Raw genomic sequence first — 22322 nt, 5'->3', positions numbered from 1 at the left:
CCGCCATCGGGAGCAAGCCCCCTCCCACAGTTTGACCGAGTTCGGCTTAGATGATCGTTCCCACGCTCTGCGTGGTAATGCCGCTAAAGACGCTCTGCGGCCTGAGTGGTTGAAGCGGATCAAGGGCGGCTTTGCATACACAGCAGATCTGTTTTTTTTGCTTTTTGTGGGAGGGGGCTTGCTCCCGATAGCAGTTTCACAGTTGATACATGAATTGACTGACCCGCCGCCATCGGGAGCAAGCCCCCTCCCACAGTTTGACCGAGTTCGGCTTAGATGATCGTTCCCACGCTCTGCGTGGTAATGCCGCTCCGGACGCTCTGCGGCCTGAGTGGTTGAAGCGGATCAAAAGCAGTTTTGCATACACAGCAGATCTGCTTTTTTAGCTTTTTGTGGGAGGGGGCTTGCTCCCGATAGCAGTTTTACAGTTGATACATGAGTTGACTGACCCGCCGCCATCGGGAGCAAGCCCCCTCCCACAGTTGACCGAGTTCTGCTTGAGGGATGATCGTTCCCACGCTCTGCGTGGTAATGCCGCTCCGGACGCTCTGCGTCCCGCTTTTTCAGCCATAGAATCTCCCACGTTTGACCGCATTCAGCATGTGAGATTGGGTCGGCTTTCAGGCCGCCTGCTTGTGATCGTGATTTTGATTTTAGAAGCGCCCCGTTAAACCACGATGGCCGAACGCAGATATTACGGAGCGGGTAAACCGGCAGGACGCCGGTTTAGCCGCGACGGGGCAGGGACGCCCCGTCGCGGCGGCCCGCTCCGTAATATCGGAGTGAGGGCACACCGAGCCTAAGCGAGGTGCCGAGTGGTGGGGCAAGAGCGTTTTGGTTACTTTTGCGCTCTATCAAAAGTGACCCGCTGTAAGAGCGGAACCGATACCAGCTATCAAAAAAATAACGGATATGCACCCAAGACCAAACCCACAAACCTGCATAAACTTCAATAGCCAAAACAATAGGTTATCTGCAGTTTGACAGGAGCGTGGCTTACTCCACGCGCAACACGATTTTGCCGATATGGTCGCCCGCTTCCATGCGCGCATGGGCTTGGGCGGCGTCGGTGTATTCGTACACCTTGTCGATCATCGGCAGGCAACGCCCAGCCGCCAATACCGGCCACACGTACTCGCGCAGTTGTTCGGCAATCGCCGCCTTTTCGTCCTTGCTGCGTGCCCGCAACAGCGAGCCGGTGATCACCGCGCGCTTGCCGAGGATGCTCAGCAGGTCGACATCGTTGGCCTTGCCGCCACCGAGGAAGCCCAGCATCACCAGGTGGCCGTCCATGCCCAAAGCCTTGAGGTTATTGTTCAGGTACGAGGCGCCCATGATGTCGAGAATTACATTCACGCCTTTGTCGCCGGTCTTTTTCGCGATGACGTCGGCAAAATCCTGCTCGCGGTAATTGATCGGTTCAGCGCCGAGCTTGGCGATGGCGGCGCATTTGTCCGCACTGCCAGCGGTGGCGTAGGCCTGAATACCAAACTCGCGGCAGAGCATCAGCGCGGTGGTACCAATGCCGCTGGTGCCGCCGTGAATCAACGCACGTTGGCCCTTGTGTGCACCGCCAAGGCCGAACAGGTTGGCCCACACGGTAAAGAAGGTTTCTGGAACGGCCGCTGCGTGAATCCAGTCCATGCCATCCGGGATCGGCAGTGCCTGGCTGGCCGGTACGGCGCAAAACTGCGCATAGCCGCCACCGTTGGTCAGTGCACAGACCTTGTCGCCGACGGCGTATTCGTTGACTCCGGTGCCGAGTGCGACCACTTCACCGGCCACCTCCAGGCCTGGAATCGGGCTCATGCCGGGTTTCATCGGGTATTTGCCGGCGCGCTGCAACGCGTCAGGGCGATTGACCCCGGCGGCGTGCACGCGAATCAGAATTTCACCGGGACCTGCCACCGGCACGTCGGCCCTGCGTGGCTGCAAGACTTCCGGGCCACCGGGGGTGGTGATTTCGATGAGGGTCATTTCTTTGGGAAGCGTCATTTGAACATTCCTGTAGCGATGAGCGTATGAGCTGGGACCGTGCCAAGGCGTCAGCGGTTCAGCAGGATCATACGCAGCTATAGCGCAAGGTTTGCACCAGGCAAAAAAAGACCGGGCAAGCCCGGCCAAAAAGAGCAGAGGGCAGGGCAGTTGCTTCAGCGGTTGAGGAACGCCAACAGGTCTTGGTTCAACTGCTGGGCGTGGGTCACCGCAAAACCGTGTGGCGCATCCTTGTACACCTTCAGCTCAGCACCCTTGATCATCTCGGCCGCAACCTTGCCGGTGGTCTCGAACGGCACAACCTGGTCGGCGTCACCATGGATCACCAGGGTCGGCACGTCGATGGTGGCCATGTCCGGGCGGAAGTCGGTTTCGGAAAACACGCTGACGCAGTCCAGCGTGGATTTCAGTGAAGCTTGCAACGCGATTTGCAGGGTCTGGCTCTGCACGCCTGCGGAGACAGCCTGGCCTTTGTTGAGGCCAAAAAAAGGCGTACTGAAGTCGACAATGAACTGTGCGCGGTCTTTCAGCAACCCGGCTTTGATGCCGTCGAACACGTCGGCCGGCACACCCTGTGGGTAGTCCGGTTTCTGGCCCAAGAGTGGGGTGACGGCACCCAGCAACACCAGGCCGGCAACCCGCGCGCTGCCATGGCGAGCGATGTAACGCGCAACGTCGCCGCCGCCCATCGAGAAGCCCACCAGGGTCACGTCGTTCAGGTCCAGGTGTTCGATCAACTGGGCAATATCGTCGGCGAAGGTATCGTAGTCGTTGCCGGTCCACGGTTGGTCTGACCGGCCAAAACCACGGCGGTCGAACGCGATGGTGCGAAAGCCACGGCTGCTGAGGTATTCCATCTGGTATTCCCACATATCGGCATCCAGCGGCCAGCCATGGCTGAACAGCACGGGTTTGCCGCTGCCCCAGTCCTTGAAATAGATCTGGGTACCGTCTTTGGCAACGAATGTACTCATACAAAACTCCTGATTATCGAGTAAAAAAGCTCGGCATAACGAGTGATGCAAACCGGGCGCCGACAGGTTCTTGACCCTGGGCACTGGCGCAACGTTCCTTGTACGTGCGCCACTGGCGACGCGTTGGCGATCGCCGTTGATCGATTGAACGGTTCAGGGTTTATGCTGGTCAACTGACCTCTACCGTCACATCAACAGGTGAACCAAATGGCCAAGACTTACAGCTACGCCGCGCGGGATTCCAAGGATTCGCTCAAGCCTTTTACCTTCGAGCGCCGCACCCCAGGGGCGGATGACGTACAGATCGATATTCTTTACTGCGGCGTGTGCCATTCCGATTTGCATACCGCGCGCAACGAGTGGCACAACACTTTGTACCCGTCGGTGCCGGGCCATGAAATTGTCGGCCGCGTTACCGCAGTCGGTGCCGATGTAAAAAAATTCAAGGTCGGTGATTTGGCCGGTGTCGGTTGTATGGTCGACAGTTGCCAGGCGTGCGCGTCCTGCGCCGAGGGCGACGAGCAATACTGCGAGAATGGCTTTACCGGCACCTACAACGGCCCGGTGTTTGGCGGCGAAAACACCTACGGCGGCTACTCCGACGCGATCGTGGTCAAAGAGAAGTTCGTGCTGCGCATCTCGCACGACGACGCCAACCTGGCGGCAGTCGCGCCGCTGCTGTGCGCCGGCATTACCACCTATTCGCCGCTGCACCACTGGAAAGTGGGCCCCGGTTCCAAGGTCGGCGTGGTCGGTCTGGGTGGGCTCGGCCATATGGCGGTGAAGATCGCGCATGCGATGGGCGCACACGTCACGCTGTTTACGACGTCGCCGAACAAGCGTGAAGACGGCCTGCGCTTGGGTGCCGACCAAGTGGTGGTGTCGAAGAACCCGGATGAGATGGCCAAGGTCACCAACAGTCTGGACTTCATTCTCAACACGGTGGCCGCGCCGCATGACCTTGATGCGTTCCTTAACCTGCTCAAGCGTGATGGCACCATGACGCTGGTCGGGGCGCCTGACAGCCCGCATCCGTCGCCTACGGTGTTTAACCTGATCTTCAAGCGCCGTAGTCTGGCGGGCTCGTTGATTGGCGGCATTCAGGAAACTCAGGATATGTTGGACTTCTGCGCCAAGCACAAGATTGTTTCGGACGTTGAGATGATTGATATCCAGGAGATCAACGAGGCGTACGAGCGAATGCTCAAGGGCGATGTGAAGTATCGCTTCGTGATTGATATGGAGAGTTTGAAGAAGGAAAGCCACGCGGCCTGAAAGCCCACTTGAGGGCTTGAATCAAAGGCTTTTTGTGGGAGCGGGCTTGCTCGCGATGCAGTCAGCTCGGTATGTAAGGCATACCGGGTTGATGCCATCGCGAGCAAGCCCACTCCCACATTTGACTGCATTCTCGGCTAATCAGGCCGACAAGTGCTCGTACAAAATCGTCGCACCCACCAGCATCAACACCACGCCGCCGACCACCTCGGCACGTTTGCCCACCACCGTACCCAGCACTCGGCCGAGCATCATGCCGATGGTCACCATGGTCATGGTCGCCAGGCCTATGGCCGCTGAGGCCAGCAGGATATTCACGTCGACAAAAGCCAGGCCCACGCCGACCGCCAGTGCATCAATGCTTGTCGCAAAAGCCGTGATGGCGAGGATCATGAAGGAATGCTGCGTCGGTTTTTCAACCGATTCGTCGTCTGGCTTGAAGCCGTTGTAGATCATGTGCGCGCCCAGCACCACCAGCAGCGTGAAGGCGATCCAATGGTCCCAGCTTTCTACCCAGCGTGTGGCTGCATGGCCGATGGCCCAGCCGATCATCGGCGTGATCGCTTCAATCACACCAAAGATCAGGCCCGCGCGCAGGGCTTCGGTCAAGCGTGGTTTGTGCAGGCTGGAGCCTTTGCCAATCGCCGCCGCAAAGGCGTCAGTGGACATGGCAAGCGCGAGGAAGATCAGCGAAATGGGGTTCACGGTAAGCGTTCCAGTCGGGCTGTATGAGTCAACGACACAACCACACGCCCGACTTTAGGCATGGATGTGTCGCTGGTCTCACCAACCACAACGGTGTTCGTACCACGGCAGGTTGCCGAATATGTTGATACGAACGCTTCTGACCGAGTCAGAAGCCGGTTACTCCCCAACGAAGGGCTGCAGCATAAACGCCACGACATGAAAAATTCGTTAACCTGTGTTTACGCCACCCGGAAGACCTTCGACGCCCACCCAACCCAGTCGAGGTCCTGCGCCCTATTCATTGTAATATGCTCAACCAATTTGGCCGGTCTACGTTGACTGCGCGCGCAACTAGAGTGAACTGTGATGCAGGCCACCCGTTTAACCTTGATTTGCCATGCCGCCACGCCGTTTCAAAAACAAGCGCGGTTTGCTGATGATGAGCCCATCACGATGGACTGGCACAGCGCTGCCTTATCGCAAGCCGGTCGCTTCAAAAAAAGCCTGCGCGTGGTGTGCGGGCCAGAGGCCAGAACCCGACAAACAGCCGGCTTGTTCAGCGACAACGCACAGCGTGAAGACGCCTTGCGCGATGCAGATTTTGGCCGCTGGAAAGGTCAGCAAATCGCCCAGCTTGCCGGCGACGAATTAAGCGCGTGGATGGCCGACAGCGCCAGCGCGCCGCACGGCGGCGAGTCGGTGGAGCAGGTGTGCGCACGGGTAGGGCGCTGGATGAAATCCCTCGAATGCCAATCCGGGCACATAGTGGCTATTACCCACCCGTTTGTGATTCGCGCCGCAATGCTGTACGTCTTGCAGTTCCCGGTTTCGATGTTCTACCGGATCGACGTTGAGCCGCTGTCCAGCACCGAGCTGCGCTTCAACAGCGTGTGGCGCCTGCGCCTGGAAACTCACGCCTGAGCCCGCGAACATGGCAAAATCTACGCCCCGCATTGAGAGCAACCCATGAAACGCATCCTGATCATCGGCATTGGCGCCGGCAACCCTGACTACATCACGATGCAGGCCGTGAAGGCGCTGAACCGCACCGACGTGTTTTTTCTGATGGACAAGGGCCAGAGCAAAAGCAAGCTGATCGACCTGCGCCGCGAGATCTGCGAAACCTACATCACCGAGCCCGGCTACCGCTTCGTCGAGGCCGAATGCCCCGAGCGCGTGCGTGGCGATATTGACTACACCACCGCCGTACAAGACCTCAATCGTGACAAGCAGCAGACCTTCGAACGCATGATCAACGAAGAAATGGCTGACGGTGAGGTCGGCGCTTTCCTCGCCTGGGGCGACCCTGCGCTGTACGACAGCACCCTGCGTATTCTGCAGGCGATTCTGGCCAGTGGCCGCTGTGAATTTGAGTTTGAGGTGATCCCCGGCATCACCAGCGTGCAGGCCCTGGCCGCTCAGCATAAGGTGGCGTTGAACCGCATCGGCCGTTCCGTCGAAATCACCACCGGGCGCCGGCTGGCGGCGGGGCAGGCGAGTGATGCGGACACCCTGGTGGTGATGCTCGACGCCGAAGACTCCTACCGCAGCGTGGCTGACCAAGACCTGGATATTTACTGGGGCGCCTACCTGGGCACGCCGGATGAAATCCTCATCAGCGGCAAGGTCAGTGAAGTGGCTGAACAAATCGAACGGGTGCGCAAGGCTGCGCGCCTGGAAAACGGTTGGATCATGGACACTTATTTGTTGCGCAAACCCTGAGGTAGCTTCCCCATGCTCAAACTGTTTGCCCTGGCGTTGACCCTTTTCGCGGGCTCCGCACATGCCGATTCTGAACTGCATACCGACTTGCCGTTGGCGTACCTGGAACAGACTCAAAGTGAGGCGCGCAACCAGCCGCTGGTGATTTTCCTGCACGGGTTTGGCAGCAACGAGGAAGACCTGTTTGGCATCAAGGACGCACTGCCGTCGACGTGGACATACTTGTCGGCGCGCGCGCCGCTGCCGGTGCCCCCGAATGGCTATCGCTGGTTTACCAAGACGCCGGGTGATGGCGATTACGATGGCGAGACGGCCGATTTGCAACGCAGCGCCAAGCTGATCGAAGACTTTGTCGGCAAAGCCACGGCCAAGTACCACACCCAAAGCGATCGGGTATTTTTGGTCGGGTTCAGCCAGGGCGCGATCATGTCTTACGAGGTGGGCTTGCGGCAGCCCAAGTTGGTGCGCGGGATCGCAGCGTTGAGTGGCAGCGTGTTGCCGGTGCTCAAGGCTGAGCTAAAGCCCAGCGCAGCCTTGGGCCAATTGGCGATTTTTATCGGCCACGGCACGTTGGATCAGGCCCTGCCGTATACCTCGGCGACGCGGGCGAACGAGGTGTTAACGGGGTTGGGGTTGAAGCCGGAGTTTCACGGGTATCCGGGCATGCCGCACACCGTGAGTGAGGCCGAGGTGCAGGATTTGAAAGCCTGGCTGGAAAACAGCCTGAAATAAACCTGTGGCAAGCCTGGATCAAAAGCGCCTTCTGTGGGAGTGGGCTTGCTCGCGATAGCGGTGCGTCAGTTGAAAAATACTTATCTGACGTACCGCAATCGCGAGCAAGCCCGCTCCCACAGTATTTGATACTGGTTGTTGTGCAGGTTTACTTACTTGGCGCCAGTAATCTGCTTCACCAACTCGGCGTGGCCCTTTACATCATCCGCTCGCGAAATCGCCTGAATCACCAGCAAGTGGTTGCCCGAGCCGCCCAGAAAGGTGGAGTTCAAGGTCTTGCCGCCGCCCTGGGTGGCCGTGCTGTCCACCTGCCGCAGTCCAAGGCCTCTAACGGTCAGTTTTTTCTCGTTTTGCTTCTTGAAGTCAGGCAGTGCGGCGCTTTGGTCCTTGACGAAATCGGCCACGGCGCCATCGAGGAACTGCGGGTCATTGTCCTTGATCGGCGCCGCGTCCTTGCGTACGGTTTCGGCGACGATCACCACGCTTTTAGTGGTCGAGTTGGCGTAAAGGGTGCCCTGAGTGTCGGCGGTGCCATCCTCAACCTTGCCGCTTGGCAGCGTGTCGGCGGTGTAAGCCTTGGGCAAGTTGAAGGTGAATTTGCCGCCCAGCGTCGAGATGGTCTGTTCGGTGGGTTTGGTGGCTGCAAACACGCTGCTAGCGGTGAGCGCGAGGGCCAGCAGGGCGACGGTTTTAGTGAAAGTGGCCATGAAACGCTCCAGTGATGAACGAAATTGCACGGTATTTTGTCAGAAAATTCGTAATAACGTTCATAAGTAGCCTCAAACCTTGTCGGACTCTTCTTCAAGCCGGTCCATCTCAAAAAGCCGCGCCAGTTCCGTGCGGGCTTCCTGAGCGGATTGCATCACCTTGGCGGCGTCGTCGTATACCGCGTGTTGCGCGGCGAGTAACTGCAAGTCGTGGTTTTTGAAGCGGCTGATACGCGCATCGGCCTGCGCCTGGCTCAAACCCAGCCCGACCAGGGTGCGCCGGCTCATTTCCAGGCTTGAATAAAAGGTCTCACGCACCGGTGACGCGTCCAGGTCCACCAGGCGGTGCACGTGCTGGCGGTTGCGCGCGCGTGCGATGATTTTCATGTGCGGGTAGAGGTTGCGGACGAGTTCGGCGGTCTTGATGTTGATCTCCGGATCGTCCATCGCGATCACGAAAAATTCTGCCTGGTCGACCTTGGCCGCGTGGAGGATTTCCGGGCGTTGCGGGTCGCCATAGAACACCGGCATGCCGCCGAAACTGCGCGTCAGTTCGATGGTTTCTACCGAGGTGTCGAGGGCAATAAACGAGATGTTTTGCGCGCGCAGAATACGCGCCACAATCTGGCCCATTCGGCCCATGCCGGCAATCACCACGCGTGGCGTATCACCTTCGATGGCGCGGTATTCCTCCGGTACGTTGACGGGTTTGACCTTGGGCTTGAATAGTTTTGGGCACACCAGCAGCAGCAACGGTGTCACCGCCATCGACAGCGTGATGGTGAGCACCAGCACGTCGTAGAGGTGCGGCTCGAACAGGCCTTGGTCGCGGCCGATCTTGAACACCACAAACGCGAATTCACCACCCGCCGCCAGCACCACGCCCAGGCGCAACGCGCTTTCGCGGTTGAGGTCACCCGCCAGCCGACCCACGGCGTACAGGATCGGCAGCTTCAAGCCGATCAAGAGCAGGGTCAGGCCGATCACCACCAGCGGCGAGCTGAGCAGCAGTCTGAGGTTGGCGCCCATGCCCACGCTGATAAAAAACAGCCCGAGCAACAGCCCCTTGAACGGCTCGATCTGAGATTCCAGCTCGTGACGGTATTCCGAGTCCGCCAGCAGCAACCCGGCGAGGAACGCGCCGAGGGCCATCGACACGCCCACCAGTTCCATCAGCCAGGCGGTGCCGATCACCACCAGCAGTGCGGTGGCGGTGGACACTTCGCGCAGGCCGGTTTTGGCGACAATGCGAAACACCGGGCGCAGCAGGTAGCGACCGCCGAGGATCACCACGGCGATGCTGCCGAGAATTTGCAGCACATGTTGCAGGCCTTGGGCCTCGGTGGTCGGGTGATCGCTGCCGGCCAGCAGTGGCACCATCGCGATCAGCGGGATCGCCGCGATGTCCTGAAACAGCAAAATCGCAAAGGCCAGGCGCCCGTGCGGCTGGTTGAGTTCCTTGCGCTCGGCCAGGCTTTGCAGGCCAAAAGCCGTGGAGGACAACGCCAGGCCGAGGCCCAGCACAATGGCGCTGTTCCAGGACTGGCCAAACAGCCACAGCGCCACCACGGCCATCACCACGCCCGTGAGCAACACTTGGGCCAGGCCGACGCCGAACACCGACTTGCGCATCACCCATAAACGCTTGGGCGACAGCTCCAGGCCGATAATAAACAGCAGCAGCACCACGCCCAGTTCCGAGAACTGCGCCACGCTTTGCGGGTTACCCACCAAGCCCAACACCGACGGGCCGATGATCACGCCGGCGAACAAATAGCCCAGCACCGCACCCAGTTGCAGGCGCTTGGCCAAGGGCACAGTCAGCACGGCGGCGAGCAGGAACACCACGGCTGCTTGTAACAGGTTGCCTTCATGGGGCATTGCGAACTCCAGAATCTTTATTGCCAATCAACAGGCGAGTATTAGAGCGCTTTTTTACATCCGGAAACTTGTATTTTTGTCGCGACAGTCGATGACCGTCGGCTGTCCCCCCACGCGCAAACAGTGCTTGCGCAACGTATCGGCTTGGCTCTGGATATGACGAGATGCGTGTTCTGCACGCTGCCAGAACAATGTGCAAACAATTTACGGCGGAGTGCGGCTGGCTGGATGGCTTTATGTGAACCAGAGTTATGCCCTTGAGTTTATATTCCTTGGGTGGCATATTCGCATGGTATGGGACGTTGAATACACGGATGAATTCGCAGATTGGTGGGGTTGCCTGGATGCAAGGGAGCAATCGTCGGTATCTGCCAGCGTTGATCTGCTCGGGCTTTTCGGACCGGGCCTGCGCTTTCCCCACAGCAGCGATATCAAGGGGTCTCGGCATGGCAACCTGCGAGAACTGCGTATACAGCACGCGGGGCGCCCTTATCGAGTGCTCTATGCATTTGATCCCAGGCGCTGCGCGGTATTGCTGATTGGCGGCAATAAAACTGCACAAGACCGATGGTATGAAACGTACGTCCCCGAGGCAGAAACGCTGTATGACGTACATTTGGACACATTGCGTAAAGAGGGCCGTAAACATGGCTAAGAAATTTGCTGAACTTCAAGCTCGCATGGCACCCCAGGCTCGGGCCGAGGCCGAGCAACTGTTCCACCAGCACCTCAAGGAAATGCCGCTGCATGAGCTGCGCAAGGCACAACAGCTGAGCCAGGAAAGCCTCGCCAAGGCATTGAATATCAACCAGGCGGCGGTGTCGAAAATGGAACGTCGTACCGACATGTACATCAGCACGTTGCGTGACTACATCCGTGCGATGGGTGGCGAGCTTGAAGTCATCGCGACGTTTCCGGACGGGCAGGTCAAGATCGACAACTTCGCTCACTGATGCCTATTGGCCGACCCATATGAACCAGCTCCTCGCTATGCGCACCTTCGTCCGTGTGGTCGATACCGGTTCATTCAGCCGTGCGTCCGACCAGTTGGCGCTGCCGCGCTCCACCGTCAGCAAGTTGGTCACGGACCTGGAAAAGCACCTTGGCATCAAGCTGATGCACCGCACCACTCGCGCGCTGGCGCCGACGCCTGAAGGGCTGGAGTATTACCGCCATGCCCGGCGCCTGGTGGATGAGCTGGATGAGGTGGACAGCGCAGCACGCGGGCAAATCCTTAAGCCCGGCGGGCATCTGCGGGTGGATGCGCCGGCGTCTTTTGCCAATTGCCTGTTGATCCCGGCGCTGCCGGAGTTTCATCGCGAGTACCCGGGCATCAGCGTTGCGCTGGGCATCAGCGACCGCGCGGTAAATATCGTCGGGGAAGGCGTTGACTGTGTGATTCGGGCTGGCGAGCTTGAGGATATGGCGATGATCGGGCGCAAGGTCGCTGATCTTGAGTACCTGACCTGCGCCGCACCGAGTTACCTGCAACGCAGGGGCATGCCAGCCTCGCCCGAAGACCTGCAGCAAAACCATCTCAAGGTCGGTTACTTTTTTACCGGGGCGGGCAAGCCTGTGCCGCTGATGTTCGAAAAATACGGCCAGTGCATTGAAGTGGCCGACTGTGCGTTTTCGACCAATGAGGGCAATGGTCTCAAGGAAATGCTGCTTGCCGGACTAGGCGTGGGGCAGCACTTCAAATCGATCGTGCAGTACTACGTCGACACTGGCCAACTGATCAGCGTGTTGCCGGACTGGTCGCGCCCGACCAGACCGCTGCATATTCTTTACCCACCCAATCGCCACCAAAGCGCACGGCTCAAGGTGTTTACCGAGTGGGTGATGCGCACTTTCGGCATCAGTCAATAATCGCCGTCAGGCGAATCTCTACACGCATGGTCGGCAAGCCCAGCGCCTCGACACCGACTTGTGTCCAGATCGGCGCGTGGTCGGGCATGTAGCGGCGGTACTGCTTGACCATCGCCTCGTTGACCTCTGGCGGGAAGCCGCCAACGTGATAGGAGTTGACATGAATCACCTGCTCCCAGCGCGCCCCGGCGGTGGCCAGCGTGCGGTCGAGGTTATGGAAGGCTTGGGCAATTTCTTCGGCGAGGTCGGCGGGTATCCGGAATTGGTCATCCCAGCCGCCCTGGCCTGAAGTTTCCACGCGATTGCCGACTTTTACCGCCTGGGAGTAGTGCAGGTGTTCGCGCAGGTAGTCGCCATAGCCGGGTGTGACGAAAAACTCGGGCGTGCTCATGGTGTTTCCTCAAGGTTCAGTGCAAGACCTGACGGATGCTAGTGCAGTGAAACACCGAACAAAATCACTGATTTTTGCCATAACTATCCATGTGTATGCACAAAAGCCGCCCGGCGAGCGGGTGTGCAGTGCCGCGCACGCCGGTCAGGATTCACCTCACTTGCGCTCACGCTTTGTTACTATCGCCGTCCATCGTCACCAGGAGTCACCGGCCCATGCAACACCAGTGGGATGAAATGCACCGCACCCGCAAGCCTACGTTTGTGATGTGCGGCGAGCCTCAGGGCGATGTGCTCAATCTCTATGTTCACGGTTACTCGGCATTCTTCAACCGCCAGCAACTGGGCAACTTCAAGCAACAACTGGCGAGCATCGAAGGCTCGACCAACCTGATGCTGTTCTGGCCGGCGGGGCATTTTCTGGAAAACCTCTTCGCGCCCTTCAAGGATGTGATCACCTCAATGCTCGGCGGCGGTGGTTTGGGCGCCGCAACTGTGGGCGTGGGCAAGGCGATTGCGTATTTTCTCGACCATTACAAAAGTGTCGAGGCGCGTGTTGATGAAGTGGCCAAGACCTTGTTGCCGGAATTGGCCAGCTACCTGCACGCTGAATCGCTGCAAGTGCGGCGCATCAACCTGATCGGTCATTCCCTCGGCGCACGCATTCTGGTCAAGAGTGTGCTGGCCAGCCCCGAAGTCGCCCGCGAACTTCCATTGAATAACTTGTTGCTGATGGGCGGTGCGATTTGCACGTCCAGCCCGTGGGAGGCGGTGTCGGCGCCGCTCAAGGGGCGCGTGATCAATTGCTACTCAAGCAAGGACTGGGCGCTGGCGATGAAGCCGGACACTGAACGCTGCATTGGCCGCTATGCAATTGCGCTCACGCCTGCGCTCAAGGCCAAAGTGACCAATGTACACCTGGCCACCTTCGACCATGCTGCGTACTGGCCGCAGTTGAAAACCGTGGTGCAATACACCGACCTGTTGCAGGAGCGGCGCGGCATCATCCGCGCCGATCAGCGCAGCCGCGAGGTACGCTTCGCCGAAGAGGACGCGGAACTGTTCCCGGTACTGCTGCAAGCGCGCCCGGACGAGCTTAAATTTCTCGCCGAATTAATCGCGCAAAAGCGCAGCGCCTCGATTGATGCCGCCGTACGCGAGCCGTTGAAGCTGGCCATCGAATTGCAGCGCATGGGCGGTGACAGCTTTATGAACCTTTCTCGTGGCCACGGCGTGAGTTATCGCCAGATCGCCGAAGCGGTGGCGCAGCGCCTTGGGATCAAGTTCAAAGCCCCGCTGCAAAGCGTGTCGCTGGCGGACATTGAGGCTCAGGTGGCGCAAAAGCTGATCACGCAGTACAAGGACAAACTCAGTCATGCCGATCGGCAGGCCTTCGACGCTGAACTCAAGGCCGCCGCACAAAAAGAGCAGGGCTTGTTCAAGCGTTTCGATGTTGGCCGCTCGGCGACTACTGCACTGAGCGGCACGGCGCTGGCCGGGTTGACCGGGTTTATGGTACGGCGCGGCGCCGCCACGGCGATTCCGGTGGTGGGTCAGGCGCTGGCGGCCGCGATGTTGCTGGTCAGCGGTGTTCGGGCGTTTTCCGGCCCGGCCTATTCCATCACCACCCTGGCGGTATTGGTGGTGGGCGTGGTTCGCCAGCGCATGGAACGCGAGGCGCTGAACCAGGAGATGGACCTGGTGGTGCAAGTCGTCGAAGCGTTTGACTTACCGCGTGAGACGGTGATGCGCACCGTCGCGTCCGACTGATAAGCTGCGCGTCTGACTCGTATGTTTGCTTGGGATACCGCGTGAAATTCAGCCTGCCGAAAATCGCTACCGCCCCGTTCTGCCCGCCGGAAGTGGCTGGCTCCGTCATCGTCGACCCTAAGGCTTCGTTTTTTAAACGCGCACTGATGTTCGCCGGCCCGGGCCTGCTGATCTCCATTGGCTACATGGACCCCGGTAACTGGGCCACGGCCATCGAAGCAGGTTCACGTTACGGCTACAGCCTGTTGTTCGTGGTGTTATTGGCCAGCCTGGCCGGGATGGCGGTGCAGTGCCTGTGCTCACGGCTGGGTATCGCCACCGGCAAGGACCTGGCGCAACTGTGCCGCGAACGCTACAGCAAACGCTCGGCCCGCACGCAATGGGCGCTGGCCGAAATCTCGATTATTGCCACCGACCTTGCCGAAGTGCTCGGCTGCGCCTTGGCGTTTCACCTGCTGCTCGGCGTGTCGCTGACCACCGGCATCGTGATTACAGCGTTCGACACACTATTAATCCTGGCCCTGCAAAACCGAGGCTTTCGCCGCCTTGAGGCAATCATGCTGGCGCTGGTGGCAACCATCGGCGTGTGTTTTTTTATCGAACTGGTGCTGATCAAACCTTACTGGCCGGACGTGTTCAGGGGCTTTACCCCGTCATTGTCGGCCATCAGCGATGCGGCGCCGTTGTACTTGGCCATCGGCATCCTGGGCGCCACAGTGATGCCGCATAACCTCTACCTGCACAGCTCGATCGTGCAGACCCGGCTGATTGGCAAAGACCTCGCCAGTAAACAGGACGCGGTCAAGCTGGCGCGTATCGACACCATCGGTTCCCTGGCCTTGGCGTTACTGGTCAACGCCGCCATCCTGGTACTGGCTGCCGCAGCTTTCTACAAGACCGGCCACACCGATGTGGTCGAGATTCAGGACGCTTACCATCTGCTCGACCCGCTGGTGGGCGGTGCGTTCGCCAGTATCCTGTTCGGCGTGGCTTTGCTGGCCTCGGGGCAAAGTTCGACCTTCACGGGCACGATTGCCGGGCAAGTGATTATGGAGGGTTACCTCAACCTGCGTATTCCCTGCTGGCAGCGACGCTTGATCACCCGTGGGCTGGCGCTGATCCCGGCGTTTCTCGGGGTGTGGCTGATGGGCGACGATGCCATCGGCAAGTTGCTGATTCTGAGCCAAGTGGTGCTTAGCCTGCAGTTACCGTTCGCGCTGTACCCGCTGATCCGCATGACCGACGACAAGCAATTGATGGGGCCGTTTGTTAACCGCCTGCCGACACGTGTGTTGGCGTGGTTTCTGTTTGTGGTAATCAGTGGCGCAAATGCGTGGTTGATTGGGCAGTGGTTGTTCTGATTGGCGGGCATTCGGTTCGGCGCCAGCCTACACAAGAATCGCCAAAGACGAGTATTGAGCAACCTGCGGATCGGCCGTCAGCAGTTTCATCGGTTCGCTGATCGCTGTCGCAACGATGAGCCGATCAAAAGGGTCTTTGTGATGATGCTCAAGGTCTTTTACCGCAATCGCGTGTTCTGACGTGATGGGTAATTCGATGAAACCGCTTTCCAGGCAGTACTCACGGATTTCATTGAGGTCGGCATCGAGCTTTCCCAAGCCGACCTTGATTGCCAGTTCCCAGAAGGTTGCCGCGCAGACGTAAATCTCTGCAGCATTTTCAATCAGCTTTCGGGCTTTGCCGGAGAGCTTGGGGTCATCGCTGAGTGCCCAAAGCAGGATATGGGTATCCAACAGTACTCTCATCAGTGAGCGCCCTGAAACGCGTTCACCAGGTCGTCGGGTAACGACGCATCAAAGTCGTCAGGCACGACCAGCTTGCCTTTCATGGCGCCAATTCGACGGCCTTTGGGTTTTGATGCCGGAACAAGCTGCGCCATCGCACGCCCATGCTTGGCGATGGTGATGACCTTGCCGGCGGCGGCCTCATCGATAAGTTTTGACAGGTTATTTTTCGCTTCGCCCAACGGTACGGTAATCATGTGGTGATCCCCATATTTTGGCCAAATATAGCCAAAATCTGCTGAGCTATCAAAGACGGCGCGACCGCTGGCGGTAGCCAGTCGTTCGGAGCGAGATGGTTTGCGGTATTTGACATCCATGGCAACTCTCCCAATAAGAATAGACTCAAGTCTGAATACCGAATGCGGTACCTGGGAATAGTGGCCCGCGAAAACAGAACGGACCTACATTTCCTCCTGGGAATTTTCCTCGCGCCAGCGCTGTTCGAGGGGGCCAAATTGCTCAGCGATCCCAATACGGCACCGTCCCAAAACACGCCACAAAATAATCAATCACCGTGCGCACCTTCAGCGACAAACGCCGGCTGCCGGGCCACAGCGCGGCTATTTGCTGGGGTTCCAGCGTGGTCGCTACTTCATACTCGGTGAGCACTGCCTGCAACGTGCCTGCCCGCAAGCCTTCACCAATCAGCCATGACGGAAACACCACCAACCCCAGGCCTTGCTCTGCCGCGTGGGTCAAGGTATCGGCGTGGTTGCCGGTGATCGGGCCTTTGACGCTGTAGGGCGTCCAGTCGCCCTGATCGCGGCGGAAGAACCAGCGTTGCTGGCCGGTAATGCCTTTGTAGGCCAGGCACTGGTGGTTGATCAGTTCGTCGGGGTGTTGCGGCGTGCCATGTCGGGCCAGGTAGGCCGGGCTGGCGGCGATGCGAAAGCGCTGGGGCGCAAAGATGCGTGCCTGCATGCCGGAGTCGTTAAGCACGCCAATGCGAAACAGCAGGTCGGTGCCATCTTGCAGCGGGTCGACGTAGGTGTCGGTTTGTTGAATGTCCAGTTGCAGTTTCGGGTAGCGCCGACACAACTCGCCCAGCCACGGCGCAAGGTGACGCTGGCCGAACACCATTGGCGCATTGATCCGTACCAGGCCGCTGGGCTCGCTTTCCTGTTCCTGCAGGGCTTGGCCGGCGGTTTCCAGTTGTTCCAGCATCAACCGCGCGTGATGGCCGAGCAGGCGCCCGGCTTCAGTCGGGCTGACTGCACGGGTGTGCCGGTACAGCAACTGTTGGCCGAGCGCCTGTTCCATCACCTGTATTTGTCGGGAAATGGAGGAGGGCGCCAAGCCTTCACGGCGCGCCACTTCGGAGAAGCTGCCGTGGTCGAGCACGGCGACAAACAGGCGCAACGCCTTGAAACTCAACTCATTCAAGCCCTGCATCATGCCTCCAGGCTGTGCGTGTTGCGCAAAGGTGTTATCCATATGCTCCCATTTATCGCACAGGACGGCCACTGGATAATGCGCGCCATGTTTTCTTTCTTGAAACGCAGGTGATGTATGCAGGCAAGTTCTATCGAGGGTGTGGCGCAGGCTACGCCGAAAAAAAATGCACTGCGGTTGCTGTTGCTGCCATTGGTGATTCTGGCGGGCATGGGCTTGTCGGTGGAGGCGGGGTTGCTTGGGCCACTGGGCGTGCAGGTCGGGCATTTGTGGGCGACCTTGAGCATCTTTGGTGTGGGCACGGCGATCCTGTTTTTGTTGATGCTGTTCAGCGGCCCGCAGCAAGGCCCCGCGTTGACTGAGCTGCCACGCTGGCAGTTGATCGGCGGGTTTCTGGGGCCGATGTACGTGGTGGTGCTGACCCTGGCCACGCCGCATATCGGTATCGCCATGACGATGATCGCGATTTTGTCGGGCCAGGTTGGCAAGAGTGTGCTGATCGACCATTTCGGTTGGTTCGGCACTGCGCGCAAGCGGGTCAATGGCGAGCGCTGGATTGCCTTGGCATTAATTGTGGCGGCACTTGTTTTGATTGCACGAGGGTAAGGCGATGAATCTGATTCTGTTATTGGTACTGGTGATCGCCGCAGGTGCGGTGCTGAGTATGCAGGCGGCTATCAACGGGCGCTTGGGCCAGTCGGTGGGTGTGTTGCGAAGCAGCTTGTTGACCTTTGCGGTGGGCGCGATCACCACTGCGCTGTTGATTTTCTTCTTTGAACCCGCCCAGGCTATCAGCCTGCTCGATGTGCCGAAATGGCAACTGACCGGTGCGTTGTTCGGCGTGGTGTACATGATGGTGATGGTTGGCGCGGTGCCCATCGTCGGCACGGCCGTTGCGACGGTGGCGGTGATCGTCGGGCAACTGGGCATGGGCATGCTGATCGATAACTTCGGTTGGCTGGGCAACCCGGCGATAGAGCTGTCGGGCAGTCGCATCGTGGCGATGCTGTGCCTGGCGCTGGCGCTGGTGTTTATGTACCGCAGCAATACGCGTCAGGCCGATTAACCGGAGTGAACCTTGGCGCCTTGCCCATAGTCATTGCTTTAGGTGCAGCGCTCGCCGCACCTGGACGACCATCAAAAGGAGTCTGATCATGCCAGATACAACCTGTGCCTGCCCCCACTGCAAATGCGTGCTGGGCGTTGACGCGGTAATGAAAGACGGTAAAGGCTATTGCTGCCAAGGCTGCGCCGAGCATCATGCGCACGGTGAGCCGTGTGCGGCAGCGACGGGCTGTGAGTGCGCCAAGTCGGCCCACGGTTAAAGGTGTGGATGTGGGGGCCGGTTTCGCTGGCCTCCCACGTCGATCACTGGGGATTAAGCTCGAACCTGAGGCTGTGATCCGCCAGGCGTTGACGACGTTTTACCACCCCACGGGTGCGCCGCCCCTCCAGCGCAATCACCACGGTTTGCGCCGCGTGCAGATCATCTGGCAGCGGCTGGAAAACCTCCAGCACCATCTGTTCTGACGTGCGTTGCACGCGCACCTGGCACTCGATATGCCGGGCCATTGGCCCAAACAGCGTGTCCTGCGTGTAATCAATTCGAGCCTTGCCGTTAATCGGTACTGCTGAGTCCATCGTTGTTCCCCCAAACCTTCATGGTGTAAGCAGAAGATCATCGGGGGCGCTGAAAATTCATTCGGGTTGGCGGGCGGTCGGCGGCCTTCATTGACTGAATGAGGGCAGTGCGGTCGAGGGTGTTTTCCGGCCTTAACACAGTCAAAAAAGTGGGAGCGGGCTTGCTCGCGATAGCGGTGTGTCAGCCATGAATTTATCGGCTGACAGGGCGCTATCGCGAGCAAGCCCGCTCCCACACTTTTACGTGTTATCAGTCTTGCGGGACGCCTTTCTCCCAGGCGGACCAGTTCTTCAGAATCGCCTGCACCAGTGGGTTGCCGGTGCGATAGAGGTTTTCCAGCGCCGGTACAAACCCGCCTTGGTCGGCGTATTTCAGCAAATTGTCGACTTCGCTGTAGCCGGGGTATGGCCGGTCGAAATCGGAGCCGGCGCGCACCACGGCCAGGCGCTGGATGTCCACCAGGCCTTCGCGGCTGGCGCGCAGCAAGGCTTCATAGGTGGAGTTGTCTTCTTGCTGCGTCGTGCAGTACTCGCCTTTGTTGTCGGTGAGTAATCGGGTCCAGACTTCGGCGCGCTCGCTCAGGCGCGTGCCGGAGAACCAGGTATTGCCGGCCAAGGTGTCGCAACGGGTGACTTGCGGCGGTTGATTCGCCGGTGCCGCCGGGTAGTGTTTGCGCCAAGCGGCGGATTCCTTGCTTTCCGTCAGCTCAACCTTTTGCGACAAGGCAAACGCCTTGGCTTGTAGCTTGGGGTTCAGCTCAAACACTTCGGTCTTGTAGTCCAACGGTGGTTTTTCGTTGGGGCCTTTGGTGTTGATGCCGATGTAACCGGTTGGCCAATCCTTGGGCACATCCCGCGAATCAAGCTCCCATTGGGTGCCGAATTCCACCAGGTAATGCGCCCAAGCGGCGGTGCCGATGGTGCCGTGTTTGGGGTTGATGCCGGCGATGCCCGCGATCAGAAAGTAGCTCTGGCGCAGGTCGAATTTGGGCGACAACGCCAAGGCCAGCGTCGACGCGGCGGCGTTGGTCTGGCCCATGCCGGTGACGAGCAGGCAAACGTCTTGGGTGTTGCAGCGGATGCTCGGGTATTCAGCCGAGAGGCCGGGTACGCGCACCTCCTGCTTGAGTTCCAGGCGATCAATCCAGGTTTGCGCCTCGGGGGCAAACATGGTGATCAGCATCACTTTAGGCTTGATCGGCGCGGCGTCAGCCAGCACCACGTGGGGCAGCAGGGCCAGGCCAACGGCCAGCGAGAGACGGGTAAACGCTTTCATCTAATATTCCTTGATCAGAATTGGTAGCCGACGCCGGCGTAGTAGCCCCAGCCATCGGAGCGGGCGCGGAAGTTACCCTCGCCGAAATTCAACTCACTGCCATCTTCCCAGTTGCCGCCATTGTGAAAGTAACGGCCCACCAGGGTGAAACGCAGGTGCGTGAACGAGTACAACAGCACGTTGGTGGCCACCAGCGAGTTGGCGGTGCGCGCAACATTGTCTTTGTGCAGGTCCGAGCCAAAATCGTAGTTGGTGAAGCCGATATAGGTCAGCGATGCGCCGTTATCGAAGCTGCTGATGGGCACGATGTACTTCATTTGCGCGCGGTAGCCATCCCACGAGTATTCATTGCTCGCGCCATAGTTTTCCCACTGGTAGCGCCCGTAGAAGTTGGCCGACAGGTTAACGCGCGAGTGGGTGTCAATATCGGTGCCGAGGCCGCTGTACAGGGTATTGGCACGGTTGGACGTATTACTGCCGTGGTCGTAGATCCAGTCAAACGCGACGTACCACTCCTTGAACGGGCCGATGGCCAGGCTGCGTCCTGCGAGGTAGTCGATGGAGATGCGCGGCTCGTGTTCCATAAACAGCGGCGAGCCATGGTCCCACGCACCTTTGTCATTACTGTTACCGATGCCGAGAATCTTCGGCACATCAACATAGCCGTACAACTCGAACGGCCCTTTGCGGCCGAAGTACTCGTATTCCAGGTACACGTCATCGGACGGCTTGGGGCCGAAGCTGATGTCTTTGCTGCCGATCAGCGTCAGGTCCTGGTTGAACCAGTCTGACAGGTACGCGCCTTTTTTCGCCGGGTTGGCGTCGGCAGGCTTGGTTTCAGGGCTAAGGGTTTCGCCCTGTGCTGAGTCATTGACGGGTGTTTCCTGCGCCAAAATGGGTGCGCTGAGTACTCCCGTAACGGCAGCCAGCAGCAGGGAAACGCCAAACGAAGTAGCCGACGCAGGGCTCCTGGAGGTGGGGTGCATTAAAAATCCCTATTCGTACGCGGTTTGAACCCGATCGCTCGGGCAAAAAAGAACTCGGCTGCCAAGTTCGTTCCGCAAACGTTTGCACAGGCTGTACCAACTTTGCTCAATCGCTTGAACGAAATGAGAAAAAGGTGAATTAGTCGACCTTTTGATCAGAAATGACTGGGTGTCAATTTGTCGAGGCGGTTGAACACATGCATCGCGGTTTCGCGGCGATACTCACTCGGCGTCTGGTTCATTTCAATGCGAAAGTGTCGGTTGAAGTTGGACAGGTTGGCGTAGCCCACTTCAAAGCAAATGTCGGCCACCGACATCTCGCTTTGCAGCAACAGCCGGCATGCGCGCTGCACGCGGAACTTGCGCATCAGGTCGATAAAACCGTGGCCAGTGTTGCGCTTGAAGAAGCGTGAGAAACCCGGTTCGCTCATCTCCAGTTGCTGCGCTATCACCGACAGGCGCACATCGCCGGTCAGCTCCGCCATCAGGTAATCGAACGCTTTGTTGATACGTTCTGCGCTGCGCGCGTCCAGCGTCGGGGCATAGCAGGGGCTGGCCAGCGCCTGAACCTGATGCGCGGGGGCAGTTTTCAAGCGGTCGAGCAATTGCAGGAACAGGATCAGCCGTTGCAGCCCGTGGGCGTTGCCGATGTCTTCCATCAAACGCGCGGCCTGCAGCGCCGTTTCGCCGCTGAATTGCAAGCCGCGCCGGGCCTGTTCGAACAACGGCTGCAAGTCGCCGAGTTCCGGCAGGGTCTTGCGCAAGGCGAGGAGGGCAGCGCCGTCGAATTGCAGCACCACATCGCGTCCGCTCAAGTGTTCGCCGGGTGCCAGCTCGCCGATCCAGTCATGCGGCAAGTCTGGGCCGATCAGCGCAACATGCCCGGCACTGAACGCGCCGATATAGTCGCCCGCCACCAATTTACCGCTGCCTTGGCGGATCAGGTGAATCTCGAATTCGGGGTGGTGGTTCCAGCGCGCCAGGTCGTAAGGGTAGTCGTGTTCGAACCAACGGAAGCAGTGGTCCGGTTCGGGCAGGATGACTTCGAGGTCGGCAGGCCGGTGTTCGAACAATTTGGCGTGGCTGATGGGCATGCTGATGCCTGTTTTATTGTTGGATGACGCCAAAATACGCGCGTTGCCACGCTGTGTGCTACCCCCGGTTTCGACCGGCACTGATACTTTTTTGACCCGGATGCCTTGGTTAAAAAAGTACCAGCC

Annotated in this window: 25 protein-coding genes and 1 riboswitch; of the genes, 12 read left to right on the top strand and 13 right to left on the bottom strand. The window is 59.1% G+C overall.

The annotated features are described in order from the left end of the window. Window positions 1-996 precede the first annotated feature (996 nt). Both AO240_RS15025 and AO240_RS15020 read right to left on the bottom strand, forming a co-directional pair. Entirely contained in the window at window positions 997-1995 is a 999-nt protein-coding gene (locus AO240_RS15025) for an NAD(P)H-quinone oxidoreductase (RefSeq protein ID WP_099237129.1), read from the bottom strand. Between the two features lie 155 nt (window positions 1996-2150). Next, complete coding sequence (locus AO240_RS15020; RefSeq protein ID WP_099237128.1) at window positions 2151-2969, bottom strand: alpha/beta fold hydrolase; 819 nt, start codon at window positions 2967-2969, stop codon at window positions 2151-2153. Window positions 2970-3176: 207 nt separating this feature from the next. On the opposite strand from AO240_RS15020, the gene AO240_RS15015 reads away from it, so the two are divergent. Beyond that, window positions 3177-4244 carry an NAD(P)-dependent alcohol dehydrogenase gene (locus AO240_RS15015; RefSeq protein WP_099237127.1) on the top strand — a complete coding sequence of 356 codons (1068 nt, stop codon included), beginning with the start codon at window positions 3177-3179 and terminating at the stop codon, window positions 4242-4244. Between the two features lie 141 nt (window positions 4245-4385). Here the strand turns inward: AO240_RS15015 and mntP are convergent, their stop codons facing one another. Continuing rightward, the gene (mntP, locus tag AO240_RS15005) at window positions 4386-4949 is read right to left on the bottom strand and encodes a manganese efflux pump MntP (RefSeq protein WP_099237126.1); all 564 of its coding nucleotides are present in this window, start codon (window positions 4947-4949) and stop codon (window positions 4386-4388) included. Between the two features lie 10 nt (window positions 4950-4959). Next, a riboswitch (yybP-ykoY riboswitch) is annotated at window positions 4960-5129 on the bottom strand. Window positions 5130-5297: 168 nt separating this feature from the next. Between mntP and AO240_RS15000 the strand changes: the two genes are divergently transcribed. Genes AO240_RS15000 through AO240_RS14990 form a run of 3 tightly spaced genes read left to right on the top strand, consistent with a single transcriptional unit; the run spans window position 5298 to window position 7385 of the window. Continuing rightward, complete coding sequence (locus AO240_RS15000; RefSeq protein WP_099237125.1) at window positions 5298-5852, top strand: histidine phosphatase family protein; 555 nt, start codon at window positions 5298-5300, stop codon at window positions 5850-5852. A gap of 45 nt (window positions 5853-5897) precedes the next feature. Then, the gene (gene cobF, locus AO240_RS14995; RefSeq protein WP_099237124.1) at window positions 5898-6653 is read left to right on the top strand and encodes a precorrin-6A synthase (deacetylating); all 756 of its coding nucleotides are present in this window, start codon (window positions 5898-5900) and stop codon (window positions 6651-6653) included. Window positions 6654-6665: 12 nt separating this feature from the next. After that, entirely contained in the window at window positions 6666-7385 is a 720-nt protein-coding gene (locus tag AO240_RS14990; protein ID WP_099237123.1) for an alpha/beta hydrolase, read from the top strand. Between the two features lie 152 nt (window positions 7386-7537). Here the strand turns inward: AO240_RS14990 and AO240_RS14985 are convergent, their stop codons facing one another. Together AO240_RS14985 and AO240_RS14980 are read right to left on the bottom strand one after the other, a co-directional pair. Continuing rightward, complete coding sequence (locus AO240_RS14985) at window positions 7538-8092, bottom strand: hypothetical protein (protein WP_099237122.1); 555 nt, start codon at window positions 8090-8092, stop codon at window positions 7538-7540. Window positions 8093-8164: 72 nt separating this feature from the next. After that, window positions 8165-9973, bottom strand: coding sequence for a monovalent cation:proton antiporter-2 (CPA2) family protein (locus AO240_RS14980; protein ID WP_099237121.1), 1809 nt, complete (start codon window positions 9971-9973; stop codon window positions 8165-8167). Window positions 9974-10262: 289 nt separating this feature from the next. Here AO240_RS14980 and AO240_RS14975 point away from each other — a divergent pair, with 289 nt between their 5' ends. From AO240_RS14975 to AO240_RS14965, 3 genes are read left to right on the top strand one after another with little or no spacing between them, the layout of a single operon-like run. After that, on the top strand, window positions 10263-10628 hold the full coding sequence (locus AO240_RS14975) for a type II toxin-antitoxin system RelE/ParE family toxin (RefSeq protein WP_099237132.1): 366 nt from the start codon (window positions 10263-10265) through the stop codon (window positions 10626-10628). Next, window positions 10621-10926 carry an XRE family transcriptional regulator gene (locus AO240_RS14970; protein WP_099237120.1) on the top strand — a complete coding sequence of 102 codons (306 nt, stop codon included), beginning with the start codon at window positions 10621-10623 and terminating at the stop codon, window positions 10924-10926. The genes AO240_RS14975 and AO240_RS14970 overlap by 8 nt, the downstream gene beginning before the upstream one ends. 19 nt (window positions 10927-10945) lie before the next feature. Continuing rightward, window positions 10946-11842 (top strand): LysR family transcriptional regulator, encoded by an 897-nt coding sequence (locus AO240_RS14965; RefSeq protein WP_099237119.1) that lies wholly within the window; start codon window positions 10946-10948, stop codon window positions 11840-11842. Here AO240_RS14965 and AO240_RS14960 read toward each other — a convergent pair. Beyond that, complete coding sequence (locus AO240_RS14960; RefSeq protein ID WP_099237118.1) at window positions 11832-12233, bottom strand: RidA family protein; 402 nt, start codon at window positions 12231-12233, stop codon at window positions 11832-11834. The genes AO240_RS14965 and AO240_RS14960 overlap by 11 nt on opposite strands. A gap of 215 nt (window positions 12234-12448) precedes the next feature. Here AO240_RS14960 and AO240_RS14955 point away from each other — a divergent pair, with 215 nt between their 5' ends. After that, on the top strand, window positions 12449-14002 hold the full coding sequence (locus AO240_RS14955; protein WP_099237117.1) for a DUF726 domain-containing protein: 1554 nt from the start codon (window positions 12449-12451) through the stop codon (window positions 14000-14002). A 41-nt stretch (window positions 14003-14043) separates the two neighbouring features. After that, window positions 14044-15363: an Nramp family divalent metal transporter gene (locus AO240_RS14950; protein ID WP_099237116.1), complete on the top strand. Its 1320-nt coding sequence runs from the start codon at window positions 14044-14046 to the stop codon at window positions 15361-15363. Between the two features lie 27 nt (window positions 15364-15390). Here AO240_RS14950 and AO240_RS14945 read toward each other — a convergent pair whose 3' ends face one another. The 3 genes from AO240_RS14945 to AO240_RS14935 all read right to left on the bottom strand — a co-directional run bounded on the left by AO240_RS14945 (window position 15391) and on the right by AO240_RS14935 (window position 17199). After that, entirely contained in the window at window positions 15391-15768 is a 378-nt protein-coding gene (locus AO240_RS14945) for a type II toxin-antitoxin system VapC family toxin (protein ID WP_099237115.1), read from the bottom strand. Further along, window positions 15768-16124 (bottom strand): type II toxin-antitoxin system Phd/YefM family antitoxin, encoded by a 357-nt coding sequence (locus AO240_RS14940; protein ID WP_256585959.1) that lies wholly within the window; start codon window positions 16122-16124, stop codon window positions 15768-15770. The genes AO240_RS14945 and AO240_RS14940 overlap by 1 nt, the downstream gene beginning before the upstream one ends. 142 nt (window positions 16125-16266) lie before the next feature. Continuing rightward, complete coding sequence (locus tag AO240_RS14935) at window positions 16267-17199, bottom strand: LysR family transcriptional regulator (RefSeq protein ID WP_099237113.1); 933 nt, start codon at window positions 17197-17199, stop codon at window positions 16267-16269. A 117-nt stretch (window positions 17200-17316) separates the two neighbouring features. On the opposite strand from AO240_RS14935, the gene AO240_RS14930 reads away from it, so the two are divergent. The 3 genes from AO240_RS14930 to AO240_RS14920 all read left to right on the top strand — a co-directional run bounded on the left by AO240_RS14930 (window position 17317) and on the right by AO240_RS14920 (window position 18524). Next, entirely contained in the window at window positions 17317-17805 is a 489-nt protein-coding gene (locus AO240_RS14930) for a DMT family transporter (RefSeq protein WP_099237112.1), read from the top strand. 4 nt (window positions 17806-17809) lie between these two features. Continuing rightward, window positions 17810-18265: a DMT family transporter gene (locus AO240_RS14925; RefSeq protein WP_058413954.1), complete on the top strand. Its 456-nt coding sequence runs from the start codon at window positions 17810-17812 to the stop codon at window positions 18263-18265. 88 nt (window positions 18266-18353) lie between these two features. Next, window positions 18354-18524, top strand: a complete 171-nt coding sequence (locus tag AO240_RS14920) for a metallothionein (protein ID WP_099237111.1) — start codon at window positions 18354-18356, stop codon at window positions 18522-18524. Window positions 18525-18567: 43 nt separating this feature from the next. On the opposite strand, the gene AO240_RS14915 is transcribed toward AO240_RS14920, so the two are convergent. The 4 genes from AO240_RS14915 to AO240_RS14900 form a co-directional block, all read right to left on the bottom strand. Further along, window positions 18568-18840: a hypothetical protein gene (locus AO240_RS14915; RefSeq protein ID WP_099237110.1), complete on the bottom strand. Its 273-nt coding sequence runs from the start codon at window positions 18838-18840 to the stop codon at window positions 18568-18570. 250 nt (window positions 18841-19090) lie between these two features. Beyond that, the gene (locus tag AO240_RS14910; RefSeq protein WP_099237109.1) at window positions 19091-20116 is read right to left on the bottom strand and encodes a purine nucleoside permease; all 1026 of its coding nucleotides are present in this window, start codon (window positions 20114-20116) and stop codon (window positions 19091-19093) included. A 14-nt stretch (window positions 20117-20130) separates the two neighbouring features. After that, the gene (locus tag AO240_RS14905; protein WP_099237108.1) at window positions 20131-21102 is read right to left on the bottom strand and encodes a nucleoside-specific channel-forming protein Tsx; all 972 of its coding nucleotides are present in this window, start codon (window positions 21100-21102) and stop codon (window positions 20131-20133) included. Between the two features lie 155 nt (window positions 21103-21257). Continuing rightward, a complete protein-coding gene (locus tag AO240_RS14900; RefSeq protein ID WP_099237131.1) occupies window positions 21258-22196 on the bottom strand; it encodes an AraC family transcriptional regulator in 939 nt (312 codons plus the stop codon). Between the last annotated feature and the right edge of the window lie 126 nt (window positions 22197-22322).

Source organism: Pseudomonas sp. ICMP 460, from assembly GCF_002723595.1.
GTDB classification, from domain to species: Bacteria; Pseudomonadota; Gammaproteobacteria; order Pseudomonadales; family Pseudomonadaceae; genus Aquipseudomonas; species Aquipseudomonas kitaguniensis.
This window is presented reverse-complemented; position numbering and strand designations above follow the sequence as displayed.